A 21,961-nucleotide genomic window follows, 5' to 3' on the forward strand; every position below is an offset into this window, starting at 1 on the left:
TGACATTCCGTGCGGTTCGATGTTGACCCATGGCAGTGGGACCTTATCAAATTATAACCAGAATAAATATTGCGGCAATTTAGCGGCAATGATATAATTATATTATGCATGGGGAGGTAAGTTATATGTATAAACCACGTTTTACAATTACAAATACAATAGCTCAAAATCTAATGGAAATTCAAAAAGCGAGTATTCTTGTTGAAAACCTACCGCTTCCTTCTTCAATCCTTGACACCTTAAAAAAGGAGTCCAGAGAAGAAACAGTTATTTTATCAACTAAGCTTGAGGGTAATACCCTTGATGAGCAAGCTAAACGGGAAGCCCTCTATCTTCAGAATACATCGGGGGAACAACAAGAAGTTTACAACTTGATGAAAGCGATTGACTATTTAGATGAGTGCGAAGAAAGACAATTGCCCATTACTGAAGAATTTATTAAAAAGCTCCAGCAATCATCAGAGTTATTAACCACGGTCGTAGGCCTCGACTAAGTGAATACAGAACTGAACAAAATCAGGTCGGCAAACGTAATCAAACTAACTGGTATCTTCCCCCTGAGCCACAAGATGTTCCGATCCTAATAGAAGATCTTGTAGCTTGGATCAATTCGCCTAATACTCAATCAATTCCTTCGCCTATTAAAACCGGTATATTCATGTGGCAATTTCTGACTATACATCCTTATATGGATGGAAACGGAAGAACCGCTAGAATGATTGCAACCTATATTCTTAAGCTTGGTGGTTTGGGTTTAAAAGGACTTTTTGTTCTAGAATCTTTTTATGACCGCAATTTAAAGGAATACTACAAGAATTTACAAATGGGTTTACAGCACAATTATTATTACGGTAGAAACGATTGTGACATTACTCAGTGGCTTGAGTTTTTCATTTCCGGTTTATCTGAAGTCTTTGTTGAAGCAGCTAATCTGGTTGAAGAAAAAAGTCGAGAATATACTACGGTTGAACCAGAACTTATTAGAATACTAGACCCAAATCAAAGAATCGTTTTTACAAAGCTTGCTTTTCAAAACAATTGGGCGAGTACTTCTGATTTGAGGAAGTGGTTAAATCTCTCTGATAGAACAATTAGAGATAAGGTTAAGAAATGGATTGACAGCGGTTTCGTTATGCCACGAGATAGTGATGGCCAGCGTATTCGTTCTATAGTTTTAGCCCAAGAATATCAGTCTTTGGCTCAAGAAATCCGCTTAGAACCAGAAAGATACCGATATCTACTAAAATAGGCCAATGTCTGATAACGTTTAAGCATTCCCGCAGCGTCATACCGCTTTCATATTAGCAAAGTTGTGGGAATGCTGTGTTATATGATGTTCGGCCTCCCCAAATGTTTACTTAACCCTTCTGAAATTGTTTTACTATAAACCATGAACCGGTTGATATTAACGCAATGATCAAAATTACTATTGTAATTATCTTTAATTTATTGGAATTTCCTGAGTTTGAGTATGAATCTGACATTCCGTGTTCCGGGATTAGAATTGTCTGATTGTCAGAAATATATTTCTCCAATATAGAACGGTCATTAATCTGCGGGTTTACGATTGTAAATTCATTTAACACTGTTTGCCCATTTATTTGTTCACCTTGTTTCGGGGAATAGTAATTTACTTTCAAGACAACAATACCTTGTGGAGAAAGTGGCTCGAATATCCCTTCTCTATTTTGTAGAAAAATTAATACGGTTTTACCAAATTGATCAAGACGATAATCAATAGAACTTTGAGGAGATTTGTTTTTAGCACCAGGAGTAGTAACTGTAAACACTTCTGCTTTCTGATTCCCTTTAAGGTAATAATAGACCTTAACCTTCCAATGAGTAGCCCATGAGTCAGGCAAACCCTTTGTAGAAATTTTTTCTTCTCTATCAGGACCAATTATTTCACCAATTAATACAACATCAGATTTCTCAATTATTTCTTCTGTACTTAATGCAGCCCAAGATGCGTTAGCCTCTTTAGCCAGAACACCTGCTAATAAGAATAGTCCAACTAATAAGATGACAATACTCCTTTTCAAGGGTAACCTCCCCCTCTCTGCTCACTACCCGCGGGGATATATAACGCTTCACAATCATCTGGAAGTTCATCAAGATTCCAGAATGATTCTGGTCTTGGATTCATTTCTTTTAGATCCTTAACCTCAAGTTTAATAATTCCTGATAAATCAATTTCCGGTAACTCATAGTCAGATGCAACAAATGTAAATCTGCTCAAAATAATCACATCCCAATAGATTACATTCACAATCAAACTGCCGCCATGAATGGCGGCCTTTTGCATTGCATTGCGTAGAACGTTTCGAGAGCTGCCGAAGCGTAAAGTCGCGCGCCCCCAGATTCAGAGCCGACAGGACGTCAGCCCTTAGCTAAGGCAACATTCCATATATTTCTACTTGATAGTTTATCATAATTATACCTACATCACCATACATTGAAAAGGATCCGGCTGTTTGCTGGATCCTTTGGTGAATTCTCATTGGGAGTGATCTTATTATGGCGTAAAGTGAACTTTCTCCTGTTGGTGCAGGCTGGGACTATCAAAAAGCCCGGAAATAATTACATAGGCTAACACGCCCAGACCGGATATCCCCACTACTGTAAAAAACTCCACCGCTGAAATATGGTAAGCCCCTCTGCCCGGTATAACGACCAGCGGATGCTCCATCCCGGCGATCAGGATCCAGAGTTTTTCGGCAAGAACGCCAAAAACTGCTAAAAATGCGCTGACCTTCAAGCCAATCGGAGTCTGAACCTTGAAAAGCAGCGCCAGCGGAATAACCAGCCCGGCCAGGATATAGGCCCAAAAAGCAAGACTTGCTGAACCGGAAAGGAGACTTTGTAATTCCATACCCGTAGAAGCTTCAGAAGCGGCTGTCAAGGTAAGCAATTCGCTTAGCGTCAATAAGGCGGACGCCAGCAGCCCGATTATCAGATATTTGCGAACCTGGAAAACATTTTTCTCCTCTTTCAGTACAAACAGGGAAACAGCACATCCCGCAACGATCATACTGATAATAAATGCCGCCACCGTACCGCTTCCCCAAAAAGCATGCGCGCTGACTCTGGATAGCATCAACCCCTCAGTGATGATGAGAGTCAATGAAGCCAAAATACAGATGACATTAAAGACCAAGCCCGTTTTCCCCGATTTCGCTTTCAGCAAGCCAATGACGGCGACAACCAGGCATATCATTAAGGCCCAAAAATCCTGTGCCATTGATGAGGTGTATTCAAAACTGAAGATCATGCTGAAAATATGGCTTACATTGCCGATATCGATAACGATCAGAACGCCGGCGCTTACAAAGCTGGCCAGTGCAACACTAAAAAGTTTATACTGCTCCCTGTTATCAACCGTATCATCTCTGTTCAGCGCCATGAGCCCAGCCAGGGCTAAGGCTCCGGCTCCCGCTCCGGCGGCGGTAAAGAATCCGGCAATATACATTCCCCAAACGGCATCCTGGGTCAGGCCTGTAACGCCCAGTCCCCGGATTAATTGTAAGATCCATAAACCCATCCCCAGAAGGGTCAAAATCACCCCCAGGCTTAAAACAGGTTTAGAAGCGCCCTGAATAAAACGCGAATTCGTTTTCATGCTGTCCCTCCTATCTCGGCAAATAATAGACCGAAGGTTTTGTACCAACTTGCGGGTGCAGCGGCTGCCCGCTTTTCTGAGCGATCAGAATACTGACCTGGCTGACCGGATTATCCAAATCGCCGAAAATCCGAGCATGCGCTGGGCATGTCGCCACACAGGCGGGAAGCAATCCTTCGGCCAGACGTTCATAGCAAAATTCACACTTGGATACGACGCCTTTGGGGAATTTGGTTTGTTGTACTTTTTCCAGCGGGGTGGTCTCTTTCCCTGGGTAGTATGACTGTGCATCGCCAAACGAAAATTTTCTGGCGTTATAGGGGCAGGAGACCATACAGGCCCGGCAGCCGATGCATTTATCCTTTTTAATGTGTACAATTCCACTATCGTCCCGGTAGGAAGCGCCAGTCGGACAGGCTGATATACAAGGGGCGTTTTGGCAATGCATACATAAAACTGGGGTCGATTCGATATTTGAATTTGGGTATTTCCCCTTTTCTTCTACAAGTACCTGGGCCCAGGCAATGTCTTTGGGCGTAACATTATGGGTCTTACAAGCTACTGTACACGCCGTACAGCCAATACATCTCGCTAAATCAATAACCATTCCGTAGTGCATACTGCTCCTCCTCCCTACGCCTTACTAATTCGGATTAAAGGACTGATTTCAATGGCGCCTGTCACGGGGTCTATCGTATTCCAGGCAATCGGGATCAGCCTGTTCCATGATACCGGTGTCGTATGGTTTACCGGGTCCATGCCAAAGGCCTTCCGGTGATGACCTCCGGCTACACCTGCAGCGTCCGGATGAATGCTTTCAGATGTTTTCACCGGGACCGGACCAATCTTAACCCCATGCTGATTCTCAACAAAAACCATATCCCCGTCATTCAAACCCTTTTTTACTGCCGTTTCGGTATTGAGAATCAGTTTTCCATAGAATGGATTATGACTCGCAACCTCCTGCAAAACCGGATTACCCGTACTATTATTCACATCATGAAGAAACTGAGGGGTTCGCCAGCCGACAAGGTTCATATCGAAGCCATCTTTCCCATGCGGAAACTCCGTACCCTCAAACCAATGCGGAATCGGTTGATAAACTTCGCGAATGGTATTGTTGCCAGCCGGATGTTCAACGCCTGCTTTTTCAAGCATTTCCAGCATCTGAACCCGGGTTTTCTGCAGGAAGATATTATAGATCGGCAGTTTAATCTTCTTATCCGGCGCATAGTAATATTGATATATTTCATGCTCCGCCAAAGACGGGGGCACAATCTGCCCTAATTCGGCCACCTTGTTGAAATCCCATTCTGCTCCGTATTTTCCTTTGATCCAGGCATCATAAACAACCTGGATTTTGTTGGTCATCGGTGGAATATCACCTTTGATCCCATTCATTCCCTTGGCCATGCCATTGGTTGGCGGCAGCGTGCCAATTCTTGCCGCCAGGTCTATCAGGATCTCATCGCCATGTCGCCCGTTATAAAGAGGCTTCACCAGTGCTTTGCGTGCTCCCATGGGCCCATACATATCCCGCTGGGTGGAGGGCCTTTCAAATATGCGTTCATAGCAGAAGACCGTCTCGAAATGGTTGGCTTCCGGCAGGATAATATCCGCAAAATGAGCGTGTTCATCCAACACGGTGGCAATCGCCGCCGCAAATTCCAGAGAAGCCAGACCCTGGGATATTTCTTCTATACTGCCGCCTTTAGAGAACAGATTGCCACCATAAAACAAACCGACTTTGGGCGCATAGTCCAGCCAGTATTTCTTTGGATCCTTGATGGTATTGGTATACTGGTATCCCACATCATGGGCCAGCGGAATCAAGTTGGACATATCCAGCGTTGTAGGGGGGAACTTAATCTTGTTGCCAACTGCGCCCAGATGATATATCTGCGGTTGACCATCCTCATCCTTGGCATATCTGAAGTTATTAAAACCAAGGCTACCTCCCGGAACATCAAAGGCCCCCAGAAGGATATTAATCGTCATCGCCGTATAATAGGCAACATGTCCAAACTGATGATTGGTAAGCCCTTTGTAAATACTGATGCAGGCAGGTCTATAAGGCAGGGTAATTCCATCAATGCTAATCGTACTGCCAATACACGCTTCTTTAACCAGCTCGCCGGCCAGGTACCTGATTTTAGCCGCCGGGATGGTGGTGATTTTCTCCTGCCATTCCGGCGTATAGTCTTTAATCTTATCTTTGATCAGAGAAAAGGCCGTCTGAGCCGGGACACCGCTAATCTCAAAACTTCCTTCCAGCGCCAGGTCTCCTATTGTCTCGTCATCAAACTCTTTGGGTTTATTGGCTGCCGCATCCCAAACCAAAGGTTTGCCGCTCGTGGCGTGGCGTACATAAAAACCGTCTTTCCCAATAAGATAGGAGGCATTGGTCCTGTTTTTCACAAATTCCACATCAAACGTTTTAATTTCGTGTAAGATGACATATTCGAGTGACAAGACGAATGCGAGTTCGGTTTGCGGCCGGATGGGAACCCATTCGCTGCTGCTGAACAATGTGGAGTTGCGGGGATCAACCTTAATGATCCGCGTTCCCCGGTCGACCACACTGTCGACATCCCCCTGAGTTTCTCCGTCTGCAGAACCGTTGTTTAATTGCCCTCGGCCAATATCAATTTTAAACTTGCAATATTTGGGGTCCGCGCACTCCACAAAGGAACCATGAAGGATCTCTGATCCGGAATGTCCCGAGCAAAAGCAACCCGGAGAAAAAATGATATTCGGCGTACCAAGCGCCGTGGCAAAAGGCCTCATATAAAGAGAGTGATAAGCGCCAAAACCTGAAAACATGGCAAATAAACGGGGATCCTTACTTTTTGCTTCCTTAATCTTACTTGCCGTTATGCTTAATGCCTCTTCCCAGGTGATTTCCACCCAACCCGGATCCACATCCAGCCCTTTTTTCGGGTTTGTCCGCTTAAGCGGTGTTTTTGTCCGCCAGGGATTGTAAAGGTTCATCACTTGCGCCTGTCCCCTGGAACACAAATTTCCTTTGTTATAAAGCCCTTCGGGGTGTCCTTCAACATTTAGAAGGACTCCGTCTTTGATTTTATATCTGGTCCGGCATTTTTTATAAAGGCAGCCGTCACAGAACCCATTCACATATTCCGTGCCATTGGCTTGCTCAGCTGAATCCGTACCGGCAAAAACGGCAGCGGATTGATAGGCTAATCCGCCTCCCATGGCAACAAGCGCCATAACCCCGGCAGACCCTTTTAAAAAACTTCTGCGCGTTAAGCCCTTTCCACCGCCCGTCTTGTTCTGATCCATTATTCATTCTCCCCTTCCTGGAACTTGTTGACTTAATTCAGATATGTGCTGCATTCATACTCTTTAAGCTCCTGTATAAACGTTGGCAAATAATTAAGAAGTCCCCGATAAAAATCTGTCCGGGCAAAACCTTTAGCCTCGCGACTGAACAATAAAACCCATTGACCCACATGTTCTGAAATGAATTTTATCGTGCGTTCCTTAAATCTTTGGACTTCTTCGAGATTTCCTTCTTGTATCCGTTTAAGTTCTTCACAACACAAAAAATGCAAATAAGCCATTTGAACACCGATGTAGTCCGGCCGGGAGCATTGACCTTTGGCACACAAGCCCAGTGAGGAATATTCTTTGGTCATGTCAAGAAATACTTTGACGTGATTCTCCTGACTGTTATCTCCCCTATATAAAGCTTCATAAGGCGGTGGCGGACTATACCCCGGTGCCACACCCCTAAAAATCCTGGTCCAATCCACTGCTAAATCCTGAGATACTTCTCCTGCTGTTTGTGTTTTCGTATTTTCGAGATAATTAAGCATCAACCCGGCCCCTTCATCAATCCTATCTTCAGTGTCCGGGAAAGGCATGATTTCCTGGATCCGGCTGCTGCTTTCACGTAAATGGACAATAAGTTCTTCTGTAGGTCTTTCATTCAGCAATAACGATAAAAAATTACAGCTCTCTGTAAAGAATTTTAATTCCTGCTGATAAGTAACTGACGCATTCACACTCTCACCTCCTCTCAAAAAAACGTTTATACAGATTAATTGAACGTTCAACTATATTAATATATCAACCAACAATCATTTGTCAAGACAATTAATAAAATGGCTTTAAACAAGGATAAAATCAACTTTATTGTATTTAAATAAATAATAGTTTCTCTTTCAACAATATTTTGGTGTTTGATTTTTTTGCTTTGCGAATTAACTTATCTAACATAAAAGCAGGAGTGTTGCCTGGCTGTGGCCTAGCAACACTCCTGCTTTAAACATCTTGAGTTTTACGGCTTATTTCATTTAATTATTCACCTGATCCGCCTCATATGCTTCGACAGATACGATCATTCTGTCTAAAATATTACAGAACAAGGTAATTTCCTCCGGTTCGAATCCCTTCGAGATGATACTCACCCATTCCGCAGTAGCATCCTTTAAAACCGGTATCATCTCCTGCCCTTTTTGGGTGAGACCCAGGAGGTGAACTCTGTTGTCCTGGGTATCCCGTACCATGTAGATATGACCTTTATGCAAAAGTTTCTTTACTATTTTTGACAACGTTGTTTTATCCATAACAATATTCGTAGATATTTGATCCTGGCTCAATTCTCTGTAATAGCTCAGCTGAAGAAGAACCGCCATCTCACTGGTCCCTAAGCAATATTCCTTCAATTTTTTAGCAAAAAAATCCCGGTCCATGCGGTAGAGAACCGCAATTCTGCTCCCCGGCGAACGATATGGGCTTGATTTGTATATACAATCTTCCATTTTCATTACCTCAATAATTTTAAATTATTTAGTTATAACGCAAAATTAGTTGAAAAGCTCAACTAACTAGTATATCAGTAAATATGTGTTTGTCAACTTATGTCATTAAATAGCCAATCACCATACCGGTCCATTTCCAGGAAAGCACGTTTCACGGCTTTACCTGTCTCTTGATCGAACTGAAAGCAGAAGCCCGGCCAAGCGAACCGGGTTTCTGCTTATAAACAAGAATATCATTAACCTATCATATCCTATGCCTTGTCCGGGATTTTTGTTACATATAAAAAACAGAGACTGACCGATTCCAAGTATGAAAGCGGAACTCTGATCTTACCTGTTTTTCTCCGAGCGTGCGAAAAAAAATGTACCAATGATCAGGCAAACCACCGTCAACACTGCAATCGCGATAAAGTTCACCACCGGATTAAACAAGACAACACTGCCGTATTCCGGCGTTCCTGCGTAGACCACCGCCCGTGCCAGGTCAAGGCAGTAGGTCATTGGCATGGCATGGCTTAAGGCATAGAGGACACCACTGGAGTGGTTGATCGGGATAATCGCGCCGGAAAGGAACATCTGCGGCATGGTGATAAGCATCACGGCAATATTCGCCGTCCTACTGCTTTTGACAAGCCCGATAATGATCATGGCCAGCGCGCCCCCCGAAAGGCACATCAGCGGCGACAGCGCTAGAATTAGCAGCAGCTGCCCGGGACTTAGGGTAATTCCCATGATCAGCCCAACGATCAAGGTGCCGGCCATACTGACGATTGCTCCAAAGGAAGAGCCGAAAATCTTACCGATCACGATCGCATACCGGGAAACGGGAGAGACCAGTATTTCTTGGGTAAAGTCCGTGGTACGGTCTTCGACCAGCGACGTCATCCCCGTAGTTGTGACCATAAAGAGCATATTGACCAGCATCCCGACCATCATAAACTTATTGTAGTCAAAACCGAGCCCGCCCGCCATATTCTGGGCAAGGCTGCCGCCCAGCATCCCCATCATCATCAGGGGCATCACCAAGCTCATGATGAGAGAGCCGGGAGACCGGAGCGCGATGGTAATGTCCCGCGCGGCGATCGTAAGCACGGCATTGATTTCACGTCTGGATCGGGACTTTTCTTTTCCTCTTGACCAGGCAGTTTCATTTATGGCAGTTTCATTCATGGTAATCTCACTCATGCTGCTGCGCCTCCCGTCTTGTTCAGATATTCCACATAAGCGTCTTCCAGCGTCGGCTCATTGATTTTCAGCAGCGTCAGCTTGGTATTCAGCCGGGCGATAATTTCCTGTGCCGTTTTGTCCTGATAAGGGACGATGATATGCGCGTCCTTTTTATGGAACAAACCCAGTTCCGAAAGCTCTCCAGTCAAGCCCTCCCGATCGTCGGCGTCCAGGACGAGTTCCTGGCGTAACAGGCTTTTTTTCATTTCTTCCGGCGAACAGCAGCTGGCGACCCGTCCCTGATTCACAATGCATACTTTGTCCACGTTCTCGGCCTCGTCGATGTAATGCGTGGTCAGGAACACTGTGGTGCCGTGTTCCTTGCGGACAGTGTTGATGTATTCCCACAAGCTTCTGCGGCTTACGGCATCCAGTCCCTGCGTCGGTTCATCCAGAAACAGCACCGACGGCGTATGCATCAGGCTGCGGATAATTTCCAGCTTGCGCTGCATACCGCCCGACATCTTTTTGACAGGCTTAAACAAAGCATCCTGAATACCGACGATTTCAGCCAGTCCCATTACGCGGTCTTTGTATGCGGAGGGCATGAGTTGAAACGTTGGCCGGTAGCTGAACATCCCGTACAGGCAGGCGTGAAAACGGATATTTTCTTCCGCCGAGAGCTGCAGGTCAAGGCTGGGCTGCTGAAAAATAATTCCGACCTTCTCGCGCACCTGCCTCGCCTCCTTCTCCACGTCATAGCCCGCGATCGTGACGATGCCGGAAGTCTTGGAAAGCGTGGTGGTCAGAATGGAAATGGTGGTTGTCTTCCCGGCGCCGTTCGGGCCGAGAAAGGCAAAAAATTCCCCCTCGTTCACCGCAAAGCTCACACCTTTCACTGCGGGCGTTTTGGCTTTATCGTATTGTTTGACCAGTTCTTCTACATAAATCATAGCCATAAAAATAACCTCCTGTTTTTTTACTACGGTGACAGTTTACCGCTGTAAAGTAAACGGAGGTTAAATGGAATTTAAACGAAATGTAAACTGAATGTTCAAACATCAAACATATATAATATTGTTTAAGCTTTGGGCAGGTCTGTGTGTCACAATACTGCTTTTCGGCTGATTGCGTCCTCCTGACGCAAACAGCCGCGCTACGCAATCCTACTCCGCTTGCCGCAGTACTTGTGACCCACAGACTAATTTTAAGCTTTGAGCTGTTTTGCATGTCATGTAGTTATTGATAATACGTTCTACTAGATAGAAGTTCACCGAAAATCAGTGGGAAAAATGGCGTGGCAGCGTGATCGTAAACGTTGTGCCTTTCCCGATCGCGCTTTCCGTCGTAATATGCCCGCCATGCAGTTCCACGATTTTCTTGGCGAGCGAAAGTCCGAGGCCGTTACCGCCAAGCGCGCGCTCGCGGGCCTTGTCTACCTTATAAAAACGCTCGAAGATATGGATCTGGTCCTCCGAAGCGATCCCGATACCGGTATCGGCAATCAGACAGCACACATCTGTCTGATCCGCTTGCAAAACAACCCGGATCACACCGCCCTCCGGTGTAAACTTCACGGCATTGTGCAGCAGATTCACCCAAACCTGGGACAGGAGTCCTTCATCTCCTTGGATCATTACTTTTTCCAGATCCGCCTCCATGGCGATATTCTTGGCGCACCACTGTGGTTCCAGCATCAGGGCGACATCTGCCAGCTGCTTGTCGAGCCGGTATTCTTTAAAGGATAAAGGCTCGACGCCGGTTTCCAGTACCGACAGTTTCAAGAGGTTGTCGCTTAAGGCGGACAGCCGTTTGCTTTCAGCTTCAATGATGCCCAGATAGTGATTCCGCTGGGCATCTGTCAGGGTGTCGTTTTTTAATAAGGCAGCAAATCCACTGATGGAAGTCAGTGGCGATTGGATCTCATGGGAGATATTGGAGATGAAGTCCTGCCGCAGCTGTTCCATCGAACCAAGTTCTTTCGCAATTTTATTGATCCCCTCCGCAATATCATCGTAAATAAATGCATCCTGTGTATCGATAAAAACATCAAAATCCCCCTGGGCGATCCGGGTCATGGCGTTCAGCAATTGATCATGTATAGCTCGATGCTGCCGGATGCTATGGGTACGCCTGATCGTGATCCATCTGAAAATAAAGGCCGCACCGATAAATAAAATCATCCCCGTGAGGCTGGCAATAAGCGACACCCAGAATTGCGACGGCGTACCGGTCCACCGGTAAATCAGCGATACAAGGCCATACCCTGCAGAAAAAAAGCAGCCAAAAGCAAGGATGAACGAGATTAAGGCAATTGCTGCCGGCGGGCGTTTCGGGCGTTTCGGCTGTTTCATCCAATCACCTCCAGCCTGTAGCCAAGTCCGCGCACGGTCGTGATCTTAAAGCCGGACTGGTTCTCCGGGAAACGGTCACGCAGGCGGTTCACATGGACGTCCAGGGTCCGTTCGTTCCCCTCAAAATCAACGCCCCAGATATCCTCAATCAGCTGATTGCGGGAAAATGTTTTGCCGGGAAAGCTTGCCAACTTGAAAAGCAGTTCAAATTCTTTCATGGGAATATTCTCGTGCCCGCCGTTTAATGTGATGCTGTAGCTGTTCTTGTCGATCAGGACATTGCCAATCTGAATCACTTGGGAAGCCTCAATTTTATAACGCCGCAGCAGCGCCTGAACCCGAACGATCAGCTCATCTCCCTCAAAAGGCTTGGTCAGATAATCATCAGCGCCAAGTCCGAAGCCTTTGACCTTGCTCGCCAGCTCCCCTTTCGCCGTTAGCATCAAGACCGGCATATTTTCGTAATAGCGCCGCAAATGACGGCAGAGCTCAAAGCCGTCCATGTTCGGCATCATGATGTCGACGATGGCCAGATCCGGGTTATCGTTTAGGATTTTTTGCAGTGCGTCACGCCCGTCTGCCGCTGCGCAGGCTTCAAAGCCGTTGTTTTGAAGCAGGGCCAGTACAAGCTCACGGATGTTCGGGTCGTCGTCCACAATCATTATTTTACTCATATTTATCACCAATTCCGCTCATTTTTCCCCTTGATATATTGCCCATTGGATCAAATCATTCTCATTTTGTCATTGTAACACATCAATGTAAACGGAGATTAAACGAGGATGTGTGCCGACGGCTCATTAAAGCACAAACCGCTGCTTTTTTAACGGTTACGATCGCATAAATCAGCTGCAGGTTGGTCTTTTTATGGTGTTTCTATCCCGTACAGTTCTTCCGCCGCAAGCTGCATTTCACCGGTTTTATCTTTTTCCAGACGCATCGTTTACTCCTCAATCTCCGCTAAGATTTGCGGGAACATGGCAATACTTCGTTTCAGGATTCCCTGCATATAAGCGATCAGGATACCGTAATTGGTCATAGGCACCTGCTGGTCCTCAGCGCATTTCTGGCGGTATTTCATTTCTCTTTTGTTCAGCATGCATCCGCCGCAGTGGATAATTAAACGGTAGGCGGACAAGTCGTCAGGGAATTCCGAACCGGATGTAAACGCAAAGCGGATCTGCTTCTGGGTGTCGTTTTTGATCCATCTGGGCAGCTTTACGGTTCCGATGTCATCACACTGCCTGTGGTGGGAACACCCCTCCGAAATGAGAACGGTATCGCCGTCCTTCAACGAATCCAGCACTTTTGCGCCCTTTACAGCCATCTCCAGGCTGCCCTTATATCTGGCGAAAAGGATTGAAAATGAAGTCAAAAAAATATCCTTGGGCGTATCCGCGGCTGCCTTGGCGAAAACCTGGCTGTCCGTGATCACAAGCCTCGGCTTTTTGCCCAGATTCTCCAGTGTTTCCCGGAATTCAAATTCTTTCACCACAATCGCCGTTGCATCCGCTTCCAGAATGTCCCGGATCGTTTGCTGCTGCGGCAGGATCAGACGGCCCTTCGGTGCAGCCTTGTCAATCGGCGTGACAAGCACGACAAAATCCCCAGGATGAATGAGGTCGCCCACTATTTTAAGTTTCGGCTCCTCTGTGACAGCCAAAGCGGCTATTTTCTCCTTCAGGGTTTGGATGTTCCAGCCGGTTTTGGCGCTGACATAGATTTCACGGTCGTTTCCGGCCGGTACCTGCCCCAGGAAATCGGCTTTGTTGTAGACAACGACATAATGGATTCCCTTCTCGCCAAGCAGCCTGACCAGTTCTTCATCTTCAGCGCTCTTTCCATACGCCGCATCGATCACCAATAGGGCGATATCGGTTTTATTCAATACCTGCCGGCTTTTTTTGACACGCAGTTCTCCCAAAGCACCCGTATCATCAATCCCGGGCGTATCGATGATCACGACGGGGCCTAACGGAAGCAGCTCCATCGCTTTGTATACGGGATCGGTGGTCGTCCCCTTCACGTCCGAGACAATGGTCAGATCCTGACCCGTGACGGCATTGACAAGACTTGATTTACCTGCATTTCTTTTTCCGAAGAACCCAATATGGACACGGTTGGCGGAGGGGGTGTCATTCAGTCCCATTGCTTTTTACCTCCTTACAATCTGAAATCACGGCGGCCGTTGACGATATGATGGAGATTCTGCCGGACAATATCTTTCACTCTTTCACTGGGGATATCCCGGATTCCTTGGGCAAGGACAGCCTCCCCTGCTGATTTCGTGGCAGATGAAGCATAATCCTCCAGATATTCCTTTAAGGTCATCAGCGCATTGGGGTGGCAGCAATTCTGGATCTGTCCGCTTTTGCACAGACTCATAAACCTGTCGCCGGTCCGTCCTTCCCTATAGCAGGCGGTACAAAAGCTTGGAATGTATCCCAATTCCATCAGCCACCTGACGATTTCATCCAGGGTCCTCCTGTCGCTTATGTCAAATTGAGCGGTATTTTCATTTTCTGCTTCAGGTTGGTGATAACCGCCGACACTTGTCTTGGAACCGCCGCTGATTTGAGAAACCCCAAGATGCAGGACACGCTCGCGGCAAGCCTTACTTTCCCGCGTTGAGACAATCATGCCTGTGTAGGGCACGGCAATCCGGATGCAGGCTACCAATTTGGCAAACAGGCCGTCATCGATGCCATGACTGAAAGCCGACGGGTCAATATCATCCGCAGGGCATATCCTCGGAACACTGATGGTATGGGGGCCTACGCCGAATACAGTTTCAAGGTGCTCGGCATGCATCAGTAATGCTGCAAATTCATAGCGGTACATCTCCAATCCAAACAATACGCCCAATCCGACATCGTCGATACCGCCAAGCATCGCTCTGTCCATGGCTTCCGTGTGATAGGCATAATGATGCTTCGGCCCTGTGGGATGCAGTTTTTCATAACTTTCCTTATGGTAGGTTTCCTGGAATAGGATATAGGTGCCGATCCCTGCCTCTTTCAGCTTCTTATAATTTTCAACCGTGGTTGCGGCGATATTGACATTGGCCCGCCGGATCGCGCCGTTTTGATGCTTGACACTGTAAATGGTAGCGATGGATTCCAGAATATATTCAAGCGGATTATGGACCGGATCTTCACCGGCTTCAATCGCGATCCGTTTATGGCCCATGTCCTGAAGCGCGGTCACTTCGCGGCGGATTTCCTCCTGGGTCATTTTCTTGCGGAGGATGTGTTTGTTCTTCGCGTGATACGGACAATAAACGCAGCCGTTGACACAGTAATTGGACAGGTAGAGCGGCGCAAACAAAACAATCCGGTTCCCGTAAAAATCTTTTTTGATCTGCTCGGCGAGGGCATAGATTTCCTGGTTTTTTTCCTCAATCTCACAATCCAGCAGCACGGCGGCTTCCCGATGCGAAAGTCCCTGGCGAAGTTTTGCCTTTTCGATAATGCTGTCAATCAGGCCGGCATTGTTTTTGTTCTTTGCCGCATACGCCAGGGTATCCAGAATTTCCTGATGCGAGATAAATTCTTCTGCTTTGGCTGATGCTACATTGTACATACGGGTACTCCCTTCTTAATCGGGTCAGATACTTCTTTCCCTTCAGTAATGGAATCCTCTTATTAACATTATGAAATTAACTTAAACCATCGATCGATGGTCCCCGCGGGAAACCGGCAGCTGACAGCCGATGCTTTCCATCCTTTTTTGCAGGCAGGAGCGGCATTCCGCAGCTTCGTCCCCCGTGCAGATCTTGTTATCGTAGAGCAAATATTTATTCCGTACCTCCACCGGAGACAGGTTGGGCATTACGACGTTGGCACCGGCCAGAATACCAAGTTCCCTCCCTTGCGGGTGGATCGTACCGAGAGCGGTCGTCGCCGGTAGTAAAACGCTCGGCAGCATCAATCGGATCAAGCCAAGCAAAAATAAAGTCAGCTCCAGCGTTCCAGATTCCTGGTCTGCAAACGGCGTTTCGTGATGGGGGATAAAGGGGCCGATCCCGACCATATGCGGATTCAGTTCCTTGATCAATAACAAATCCTCCACCAGCGCTTCCGTGGTCTGAAACGGAGAACCGACCATCACTCCGCATCCGACCTGATAGCCGATCTCTTTCAAGTCATAGAGACACTGCTTTCTGTTTTTGAGGGACATGACAGCCGGATGAAGCCTTCCATAGTGTTCGGCGTCGGCTGTTTCATGGCGAAGCAGGTAGCGGTCGGCACCCGCTTCATAAAACGCTTGATAGGTTTCATAGCTTTTTTCCCCGATGGAAAGCGTCAGCGCGCAGTCAGGATGATTTTTCTTAATGGATTGGATGATTTCGATTATTTTTTTATCGGTAAAATACCCGTCTTCACCTCCCTGCAGCACGAAGGTGCGATAACCAAGCGCATACCCGGCAGCGCAGCAATCCAGTATTTGTTTCTTTGACAAGCGGTAGCGCTCCGCCTTCCCGTTGCTTTTACGGATCCCGCAGTAGTAGCAATCGTTTTTGCAATAATTGGTGAACTCGATCAGTCCCCGCAGATAGACATCGTGACCGTAGTTTTGCATCTTTACCGTTCTGGCCTTGGCAAACAGATATTCAGCAAGCCCGGCATCTCGATGCTGATCTATCAGTACCCTGTATTCTTCCGGTGCAAGCACGCACGTTTCCTGAAGTTTATCTATCAGCTGTTTCATCGGCGGCCTCATTTTCCTTTTTAACGGTTACCTTGGAAAATGCCGCTTTGGAACTAACCCCCGGCAGTTTTCCGAGCTTCCCGGAAAGGGCGCTGATCACATCCTGCGGGGCATCCACTGCAATGCTGATGATGCTAATGCTTTTTTCACGGTACGGCAGGCCCATTCTGCCAATAATATACTGCCCATAATCATGCAAAATCGCATTGAGTTTCTCGGTCGACCCGGTATCTTCCACAATGATTCCGATTATCGCTACTCTGGACTCCATACATTAACCCCCTCATATCAAAAAATGCGCCTGGAAAGGCGCAATTAATCAAAAAATAATGATAAATATTGCTGTGCCTTTCGCCTTATACGATGTATTTAGCGTCAGTAACAATACGGTTTCCTGCTTTGTCAAAAGAAATTCTTGTGACGCAGCCACTTTTAATGTATTCCATCCGCGCTTATTTGTCAATCCCCACCAACGTACGCTACTTCACAAGTCCAATTAAATTTCCGTACCCTTCCCGCTCCATATTTTCTTTGGGCACGAACCGCAGCGAGGCGCTGTTGAATGCGTATACTCGAAAATAAGCAGGAATCCAGCTATTCTGCACAGCCGGATTCCTGCTTATGATTGATACGACTACCAATGACCTATATGACCCAATATTATTATATGACTTGTCTGTCATAAGTGTTCAAATTTTACATAGGGTAAGCGCTTTGCCTTTAAGGTTACAAACCTTTTATCACGATTCTCAGGCTTATCCCATATGATGTGAATAAAGTACAGGAAAGACGGTATCAATATGAGTGATTTGCTGACAGAGCGTACACCGCCTGTGATAGCGGCTGAAATCAATATAATCAAACAACAAACCAATAAAATTCTGCTGGCCAGCGCCGTCGAAGTAGGAAAACGTCTGAAGGAAGCCAAAGCGCTGCTGCCTCATGGGGAGTGGGGCAAATGGCTGGAGGAATCGGTAAGTTATTCTCAAAGAACTGCAGAAAAACTGATGCAAGTCTTCGATGAATATGGGATTAAACTGCTCGTCTCATCCGAAGATGACGGTAGTTCAAATTCGCCGCCGATGGCGAATTTAACCTACACCCAGGCCCTCATCCTTCTTGGGCTCCCGGTAGAGGAACGGGATGCGTTTATCGCTGAGAATGATGCAGGCAGCATGAGCAGTCGGCAGCTGCAGCAGGCGATATATGTGAAGAACCAGGAGCTTGCCGGGGAAGAAGACGAAGACCTGCAGAAAGTCTTTGCTGAGCAAAAAGATAAAATCTCCAAATTATCAGATGAGCGCGATCGGGCGAAAAAAGAAGCCACGGATAACCTGCAAGCCGTATGGGCCGAGCAGGGAAATGTTTTGAAGCTGCAGCGGAAGCTTGACGTCCTGGAAAATGAAAATACGGCAGCTAAACGCATCGCCGAGATAGAATACGAAAGTAAGCTCTTAAAGCTCAACCTCTCCATGAGCCAGGCAGATGCCCGCTTTGAGCTGATAGCCAAAGGACTCGATGATCTTTTTATCGCCATCAAAGAAATGGCCGCAGCAGACCCGGATGCTTGCAAATTATATATCACTTATGCCAATCAGTTAATGTCTAAAGCGATGAACAAGTTAAAGCGCATAGAGAAAACGACCATGGCAGTTCCGAAAGCTCCGGAAAATCCTGAAAAAGATTAATCTCTTTGCCTGAACGCCTGGAAAACAAGGGGCATATACTAAAAAGGACATGCTTTTCGGACAAGCAGAAAACCAGGAAAAGAGGTAAGCTTATGACATTAGTGGTAAACACATTGGACTCCGTGCTGGCAACCCGCTATCAGACAGGGACTACTGCCGGCGGCGGCCCGGTTCTCAAGCAAAAAAGCCTGACCGGCGTTAAAGCAACGGCAACTGATCAGGACGTATACGATGTGGCTGTCGCTTTATCAAGCCTGGTGGATTATCCATTGGCAGATATCCGCCGCCTGAATATTTTCGAGTTGGCCGATGAGTAAACCGGCCGGAGCAAATAATTCCAGGGTGGTGACAGAGCATGGCAATAACGAGCCAGAAAGTTTTAAGAATGGTATTTACGACCGTAGGTGGTAAGGCGTTTACCATTACCCTTCCCCAGCCAAAGGCAGGCCTTACGCTTGCCCAAGTCGGGACGGTCATGGACCTCATCATGGCAAAAAACATTTTTGCCACTTCCAGTGGGGATCTGGCAAGCAAGAGAGATATTAAAGTGGTAGATACTACCACGGACGATCTCTTCGATCCCCCACAAGAATAAAATACTCCGGCTAAGCTGTCCGGAGAGCATGGCTGGTTTCAAGGCATCATTTCGAGGAATGGGCGGCCGCAAGGCCGCCCTCGTACAACGAGAAATAACTCTTCTATTCTTCATTTTTAATCATTCATCGTGAATCCCGTTCTTCAAGATAATATTTCTGCTGCCAAAATAGGTCGCCAGAAAATAGGCACCGTAGATGAGGAGAATGGCCACAGCAGTAATCACGATGTTCGAGACCGCGTTGATACTGCCAACCTGCCGGACGGCCTCGTTGGCAACCTTAATGCCGACGATGGAATGGATACAGGCCAGGGTAAGCGGAATCAGAAAATAAACAGCGATTTGTTTGAAAATCGTCCGGCTTAACAGCTTATGATCCGCGCCGATCTTTTTGAGAATCGCATACCGGTGCCGGTTATCCGCGGCTTCGGAAAGCTGCTGCAGCGCCAGGACAGCCGCACTCGTAATCAGAAAGATCAAGCCGACATAGATTCCCACAAAGGAAATAATTGCTTTGGAACCGCCTGCCTGGGCGAGTATCTCATTCTTGGAAATGGCGGTAATCTTTGGCTCGGACGGAGCAGATGGTGAAGCGGCATCCTGAAGGGCATCTTTCCTTGAATTAAAGGCTCTCATAAATTGATCCTGAGCCGCTATTGAATCGCCAACACAGTTCAAGCAGAGAACGTTTTGGTGAACAACGCCGTCCTGTTTTAGCCTATCCGGAAGGACAAGCGTCAAAATACTGTTATCGCCATTTTCATTTCCATTATTAATACCTGCGGCCAGAAGTTCGGGGTAAACGGTATATTCGGTCCCGTTCAAATTTAAGCGGGGTTCGCGCGCCAAATATTTTTCCAGATACTCCTGGTAATCGGCTTCAGACCAGGCATATTGCGTCAACAGCGCGACCTGATTGCCTGCAAGGCTGATGCCTTTTTTGTTTTGCAGCATCATAATCTTGTTGTAATCGGTTTGCGTTATATAGTACAGCGGCAGCGGATATATTTTGTCCCGGATCATTTTCAGGTCTTGGGCGGGAAAAAGATCCTCGATACTTTGAAATACCGTTTGCAGGTTCAATTTCTGTTTCTGATATTCATAAAACGGGTACTGGCAGGAGTTTTGCGTATACGCTTCCACATTCAATCCCTGGCTGCTCAGATAGTCCGAAAGATCCGTGTCCGCCGTCCCGGTAATGGTGATATCAAACGGGGCGGCATCTTTGTAGCCCTTATTCAGCACATTGGTCATGCCGATGCCGGTGGAAAAAATGCCGATGGTGGCAAAAAGCATTAAGCAAATTAATGATATGGAGATAAAAGCCGTATTGATCCGACTGTTGATCTGCTTCAGGATGAACATGTTCAGCCCTTTGAGGTATACTTTTTTGTTGGCTTGAATCATACTGAGCAGAAAACCGGACAGCGAGGCAAAAAACAAAACGGTGCCGACCGCCCCGAGTATACAGGCGATAAGAAGCCTGCGGTCAAAGACCATAATACCGTAGATCAGGACACTCCGGTAAGCTGCCCCGATCAAAATGATCGCTAACAAAAAGAGAACAAGCGTAAGCCATGGATTTTTAAGCCGCTGTTTTTCATTTTGTTTTACGGAATTAATCAGATCAATCAGCTTATACTTGGAAACGGCAAACGTGCTGGCGCCGATCACGATGGCAAAAATAATCCCAAAATAGACGATGGTTTTCCAGAAAGCCTGAAGAGAAAAGACAAAGGTGTAGGCGGTCATGTCCACCTCAAAAAGCTTCGCCGTGACCACCGATAAACCCTGTGAAAGGAATATTCCGGCCAAAAGGCCTGCCGCCAGGGAAACGAGACCGATGATGAACGTTTCCATGATCAGGATCCTGGCGATTTTGTGTTTTTCCATTCCTAAGGTCATATAGATCCCAAATTCTCTTTTGCGCCTGCGGATCAGAAAGTTATTGGCATAAATAATCAGGAACCCGAGAATAAACGAGATAAAGATGGAAACCCCGTTCATTATCTTAGTGATGCTTTGCATAATCGCCAAAGCAGAATCCGAGATATGCATCATGGCTTTCTGTGCTTCAAGGGAGTTAAAGACATAAAACACACAAACTCCGAAAGTGAGTGTCAGAAAATACAGGGTATAATCCGAGAAGCTCTTGCGGACATTGCGGAAGGACAGTTTAAAGTACATTGGCTGCGTCACCTCCGAGCAGGGTCACGACATCAATGATTTTTCGGAAGAATTCTTTTCTGGAATCAGCACCGCGGTTCAATTCATTGAAAAGCTTCCCGTCTTTAATAAAGAGTATCCGGTGACAATAGCTGGCCGTAAACGCATCATGGGTTACCATCAGGATCGTTGCCCGCAGGTCTTGGTTCAGTTTCTCCAGACATTCCATCAGCATCCGCGCGGATTTGGAATCCAGCGCTCCGGTGGGTTCGTCCGCCAGAATCAGGGCCGGATTGTTGACGATAGCCCGGGCCGCGGCAATACGCTGGCGCTGCCCGCCCGACATCTCATAAGGGTATTTATTGATGATTTCTTCGATTTCCAGTCTGCGGGCGACCTGAGTCACTTTTGCTATCGCCGTTTGGTGCTGCTCTCCCGCAATCGTCAGCGGCAGAATGATATTTTCAAACCCGGTTAACGTATCCAGCAGGTTATACTCCTGAAACATAAACCCAAGTTCTTCGCGTCTGAATTTGGCCAACGCCCGGCTTTTCATCGCTGTGATATCCTTGTTCCGGATACGGATATTCCCCGCCGTTACGGTGTCAATGGTCGCGATGCAGTTTAAGAGCGTCGTCTTCCCGCTGCCGCTGGCTCCCATAATGCCGGTAAATTCCCCTTCGCTGACACTGAAGGATACATTGTCAAGGGCCTTGGTCAGGCTCCCTTTGTTGCCGTAATATTTTTCCACATTCAAGACCTTTAAAATTTCGCCCATGGTTACCTCCCTGCTCACTTCTACGAGTAGATCGATTCATAAATCCCGATAATAGCTAAGAATTAGTCAGCGTAATGGATAGCTAGCGCTAAGCAAT

Annotated in this window: 22 protein-coding genes; 5 read left to right on the top strand and 17 right to left on the bottom strand. The window is 46.8% G+C overall.

Annotated features, from left to right (window positions below; translation table 11 throughout):
- Positions 1–125: 125 nt before the first annotated feature.
- Both A7D23_RS16260 and A7D23_RS07355 read left to right on the top strand, forming a co-directional pair.
- On the top strand, positions 126–494 hold the full coding sequence (locus tag A7D23_RS16260; RefSeq protein WP_199269248.1) for a hypothetical protein: 369 nt from the start codon (positions 126–128) through the stop codon (positions 492–494).
- The gene (locus tag A7D23_RS07355; RefSeq protein ID WP_282432012.1) at positions 467–1,249 is read left to right on the top strand and encodes a Fic family protein; all 783 of its coding nucleotides are present in this window, start codon (positions 467–469) and stop codon (positions 1,247–1,249) included. The genes A7D23_RS16260 and A7D23_RS07355 overlap by 28 nt, the downstream gene beginning before the upstream one ends.
- Positions 1,250–1,358: 109 nt before the next feature.
- Here the strand turns inward: A7D23_RS07355 and A7D23_RS07360 are convergent, their stop codons facing one another.
- From A7D23_RS07360 to A7D23_RS07430, 15 genes are all read right to left on the bottom strand, one after another.
- Positions 1,359–2,042, bottom strand: a complete 684-nt coding sequence (locus tag A7D23_RS07360; protein WP_019226236.1) for a hypothetical protein — start codon at positions 2,040–2,042, stop codon at positions 1,359–1,361.
- Positions 2,039–2,269 (bottom strand): hypothetical protein, encoded by a 231-nt coding sequence (locus A7D23_RS07365; protein WP_141690650.1) that lies wholly within the window; start codon positions 2,267–2,269, stop codon positions 2,039–2,041. Before A7D23_RS07365 ends, A7D23_RS07360 begins: the two co-directional genes overlap by 4 nt.
- Before the next feature lie 246 nt (positions 2,270–2,515).
- Positions 2,516–3,619, bottom strand: a complete 1,104-nt coding sequence (gene nrfD, locus A7D23_RS07370) for an NrfD/PsrC family molybdoenzyme membrane anchor subunit (RefSeq protein ID WP_019226238.1) — start codon at positions 3,617–3,619, stop codon at positions 2,516–2,518.
- 10 nt (positions 3,620–3,629) lie between these two features.
- A complete protein-coding gene (locus tag A7D23_RS07375; RefSeq protein ID WP_019226239.1) occupies positions 3,630–4,238 on the bottom strand; it encodes a 4Fe-4S dicluster domain-containing protein in 609 nt (202 codons plus the stop codon).
- A 14-nt stretch (positions 4,239–4,252) separates the two neighbouring features.
- Positions 4,253–6,922: a molybdopterin-dependent oxidoreductase gene (locus A7D23_RS07380; protein WP_019226240.1), complete on the bottom strand. Its 2,670-nt coding sequence runs from the start codon at positions 6,920–6,922 to the stop codon at positions 4,253–4,255.
- 32 nt (positions 6,923–6,954) lie between these two features.
- Positions 6,955–7,647, bottom strand: a complete 693-nt coding sequence (locus tag A7D23_RS07385; protein ID WP_019226241.1) for a molecular chaperone TorD family protein — start codon at positions 7,645–7,647, stop codon at positions 6,955–6,957.
- 291 nt (positions 7,648–7,938) lie between these two features.
- Positions 7,939–8,406, bottom strand: a complete 468-nt coding sequence (locus tag A7D23_RS07390) for a MarR family transcriptional regulator (RefSeq protein ID WP_019226242.1) — start codon at positions 8,404–8,406, stop codon at positions 7,939–7,941.
- 330 nt (positions 8,407–8,736) lie between these two features.
- Entirely contained in the window at positions 8,737–9,576 is an 840-nt protein-coding gene (locus A7D23_RS07395; protein ID WP_176714399.1) for an ABC transporter permease, read from the bottom strand.
- 11 nt (positions 9,577–9,587) lie between these two features.
- Positions 9,588–10,532 carry an ATP-binding cassette domain-containing protein gene (locus A7D23_RS07400; protein WP_019226244.1) on the bottom strand — a complete coding sequence of 315 codons (945 nt, stop codon included), beginning with the start codon at positions 10,530–10,532 and terminating at the stop codon, positions 9,588–9,590.
- Positions 10,533–10,853: 321 nt separating this feature from the next.
- A complete protein-coding gene (locus A7D23_RS07405; RefSeq protein ID WP_019226245.1) occupies positions 10,854–11,927 on the bottom strand; it encodes a HAMP domain-containing sensor histidine kinase in 1,074 nt (357 codons plus the stop codon).
- A complete protein-coding gene (locus A7D23_RS07410; protein WP_019226246.1) occupies positions 11,924–12,601 on the bottom strand; it encodes a response regulator transcription factor in 678 nt (225 codons plus the stop codon). Before A7D23_RS07410 ends, A7D23_RS07405 begins: the two co-directional genes overlap by 4 nt.
- A 269-nt stretch (positions 12,602–12,870) precedes the next feature.
- A complete protein-coding gene (gene hydF / locus A7D23_RS07415; RefSeq protein ID WP_019226247.1) occupies positions 12,871–14,076 on the bottom strand; it encodes a [FeFe] hydrogenase H-cluster maturation GTPase HydF in 1,206 nt (401 codons plus the stop codon).
- Positions 14,077–14,090: 14 nt separating this feature from the next.
- On the bottom strand, positions 14,091–15,509 hold the full coding sequence (hydG, locus tag A7D23_RS07420) for a [FeFe] hydrogenase H-cluster radical SAM maturase HydG (RefSeq protein WP_019226248.1): 1,419 nt from the start codon (positions 15,507–15,509) through the stop codon (positions 14,091–14,093).
- An 81-nt stretch (positions 15,510–15,590) separates the two neighbouring features.
- On the bottom strand, positions 15,591–16,637 hold the full coding sequence (gene hydE, locus A7D23_RS07425; protein ID WP_019226249.1) for a [FeFe] hydrogenase H-cluster radical SAM maturase HydE: 1,047 nt from the start codon (positions 16,635–16,637) through the stop codon (positions 15,591–15,593).
- Entirely contained in the window at positions 16,618–16,908 is a 291-nt protein-coding gene (locus tag A7D23_RS07430; RefSeq protein WP_019226250.1) for a TM1266 family iron-only hydrogenase system putative regulator, read from the bottom strand. The genes hydE and A7D23_RS07430 overlap by 20 nt, the downstream gene beginning before the upstream one ends.
- 529 nt (positions 16,909–17,437) lie before the next feature.
- On the opposite strand from A7D23_RS07430, the gene A7D23_RS07435 reads away from it, so the two are divergent.
- The 3 genes from A7D23_RS07435 to A7D23_RS07445 all read left to right on the top strand — a co-directional run bounded on the left by A7D23_RS07435 (position 17,438) and on the right by A7D23_RS07445 (position 18,920).
- Positions 17,438–18,325 carry a DUF3102 domain-containing protein gene (locus A7D23_RS07435; RefSeq protein ID WP_019226251.1) on the top strand — a complete coding sequence of 296 codons (888 nt, stop codon included), beginning with the start codon at positions 17,438–17,440 and terminating at the stop codon, positions 18,323–18,325.
- Positions 18,326–18,417: 92 nt separating this feature from the next.
- Positions 18,418–18,642: a DUF1659 domain-containing protein gene (locus A7D23_RS07440; RefSeq protein WP_019226252.1), complete on the top strand. Its 225-nt coding sequence runs from the start codon at positions 18,418–18,420 to the stop codon at positions 18,640–18,642.
- A gap of 38 nt (positions 18,643–18,680) precedes the next feature.
- The gene (locus A7D23_RS07445; protein WP_015044481.1) at positions 18,681–18,920 is read left to right on the top strand and encodes a DUF2922 domain-containing protein; all 240 of its coding nucleotides are present in this window, start codon (positions 18,681–18,683) and stop codon (positions 18,918–18,920) included.
- Positions 18,921–19,040: 120 nt separating this feature from the next.
- Here A7D23_RS07445 and A7D23_RS07450 read toward each other — a convergent pair whose 3' ends face one another.
- Both A7D23_RS07450 and A7D23_RS07455 read right to left on the bottom strand, forming a co-directional pair.
- On the bottom strand, positions 19,041–21,107 hold the full coding sequence (locus A7D23_RS07450; RefSeq protein ID WP_019226253.1) for an ABC transporter permease: 2,067 nt from the start codon (positions 21,105–21,107) through the stop codon (positions 19,041–19,043).
- Complete coding sequence (locus tag A7D23_RS07455) at positions 21,097–21,864, bottom strand: ABC transporter ATP-binding protein (RefSeq protein ID WP_019226254.1); 768 nt, start codon at positions 21,862–21,864, stop codon at positions 21,097–21,099. Before A7D23_RS07455 ends, A7D23_RS07450 begins: the two co-directional genes overlap by 11 nt.
- Positions 21,865–21,961: the final 97 nt, after the last annotated feature.

Source organism: Dehalobacter sp. TeCB1, from assembly GCF_001707455.1.
In the GTDB taxonomy this organism is placed as follows: domain Bacteria; phylum Bacillota; class Desulfitobacteriia; order Desulfitobacteriales; family Syntrophobotulaceae; genus Dehalobacter; species Dehalobacter restrictus.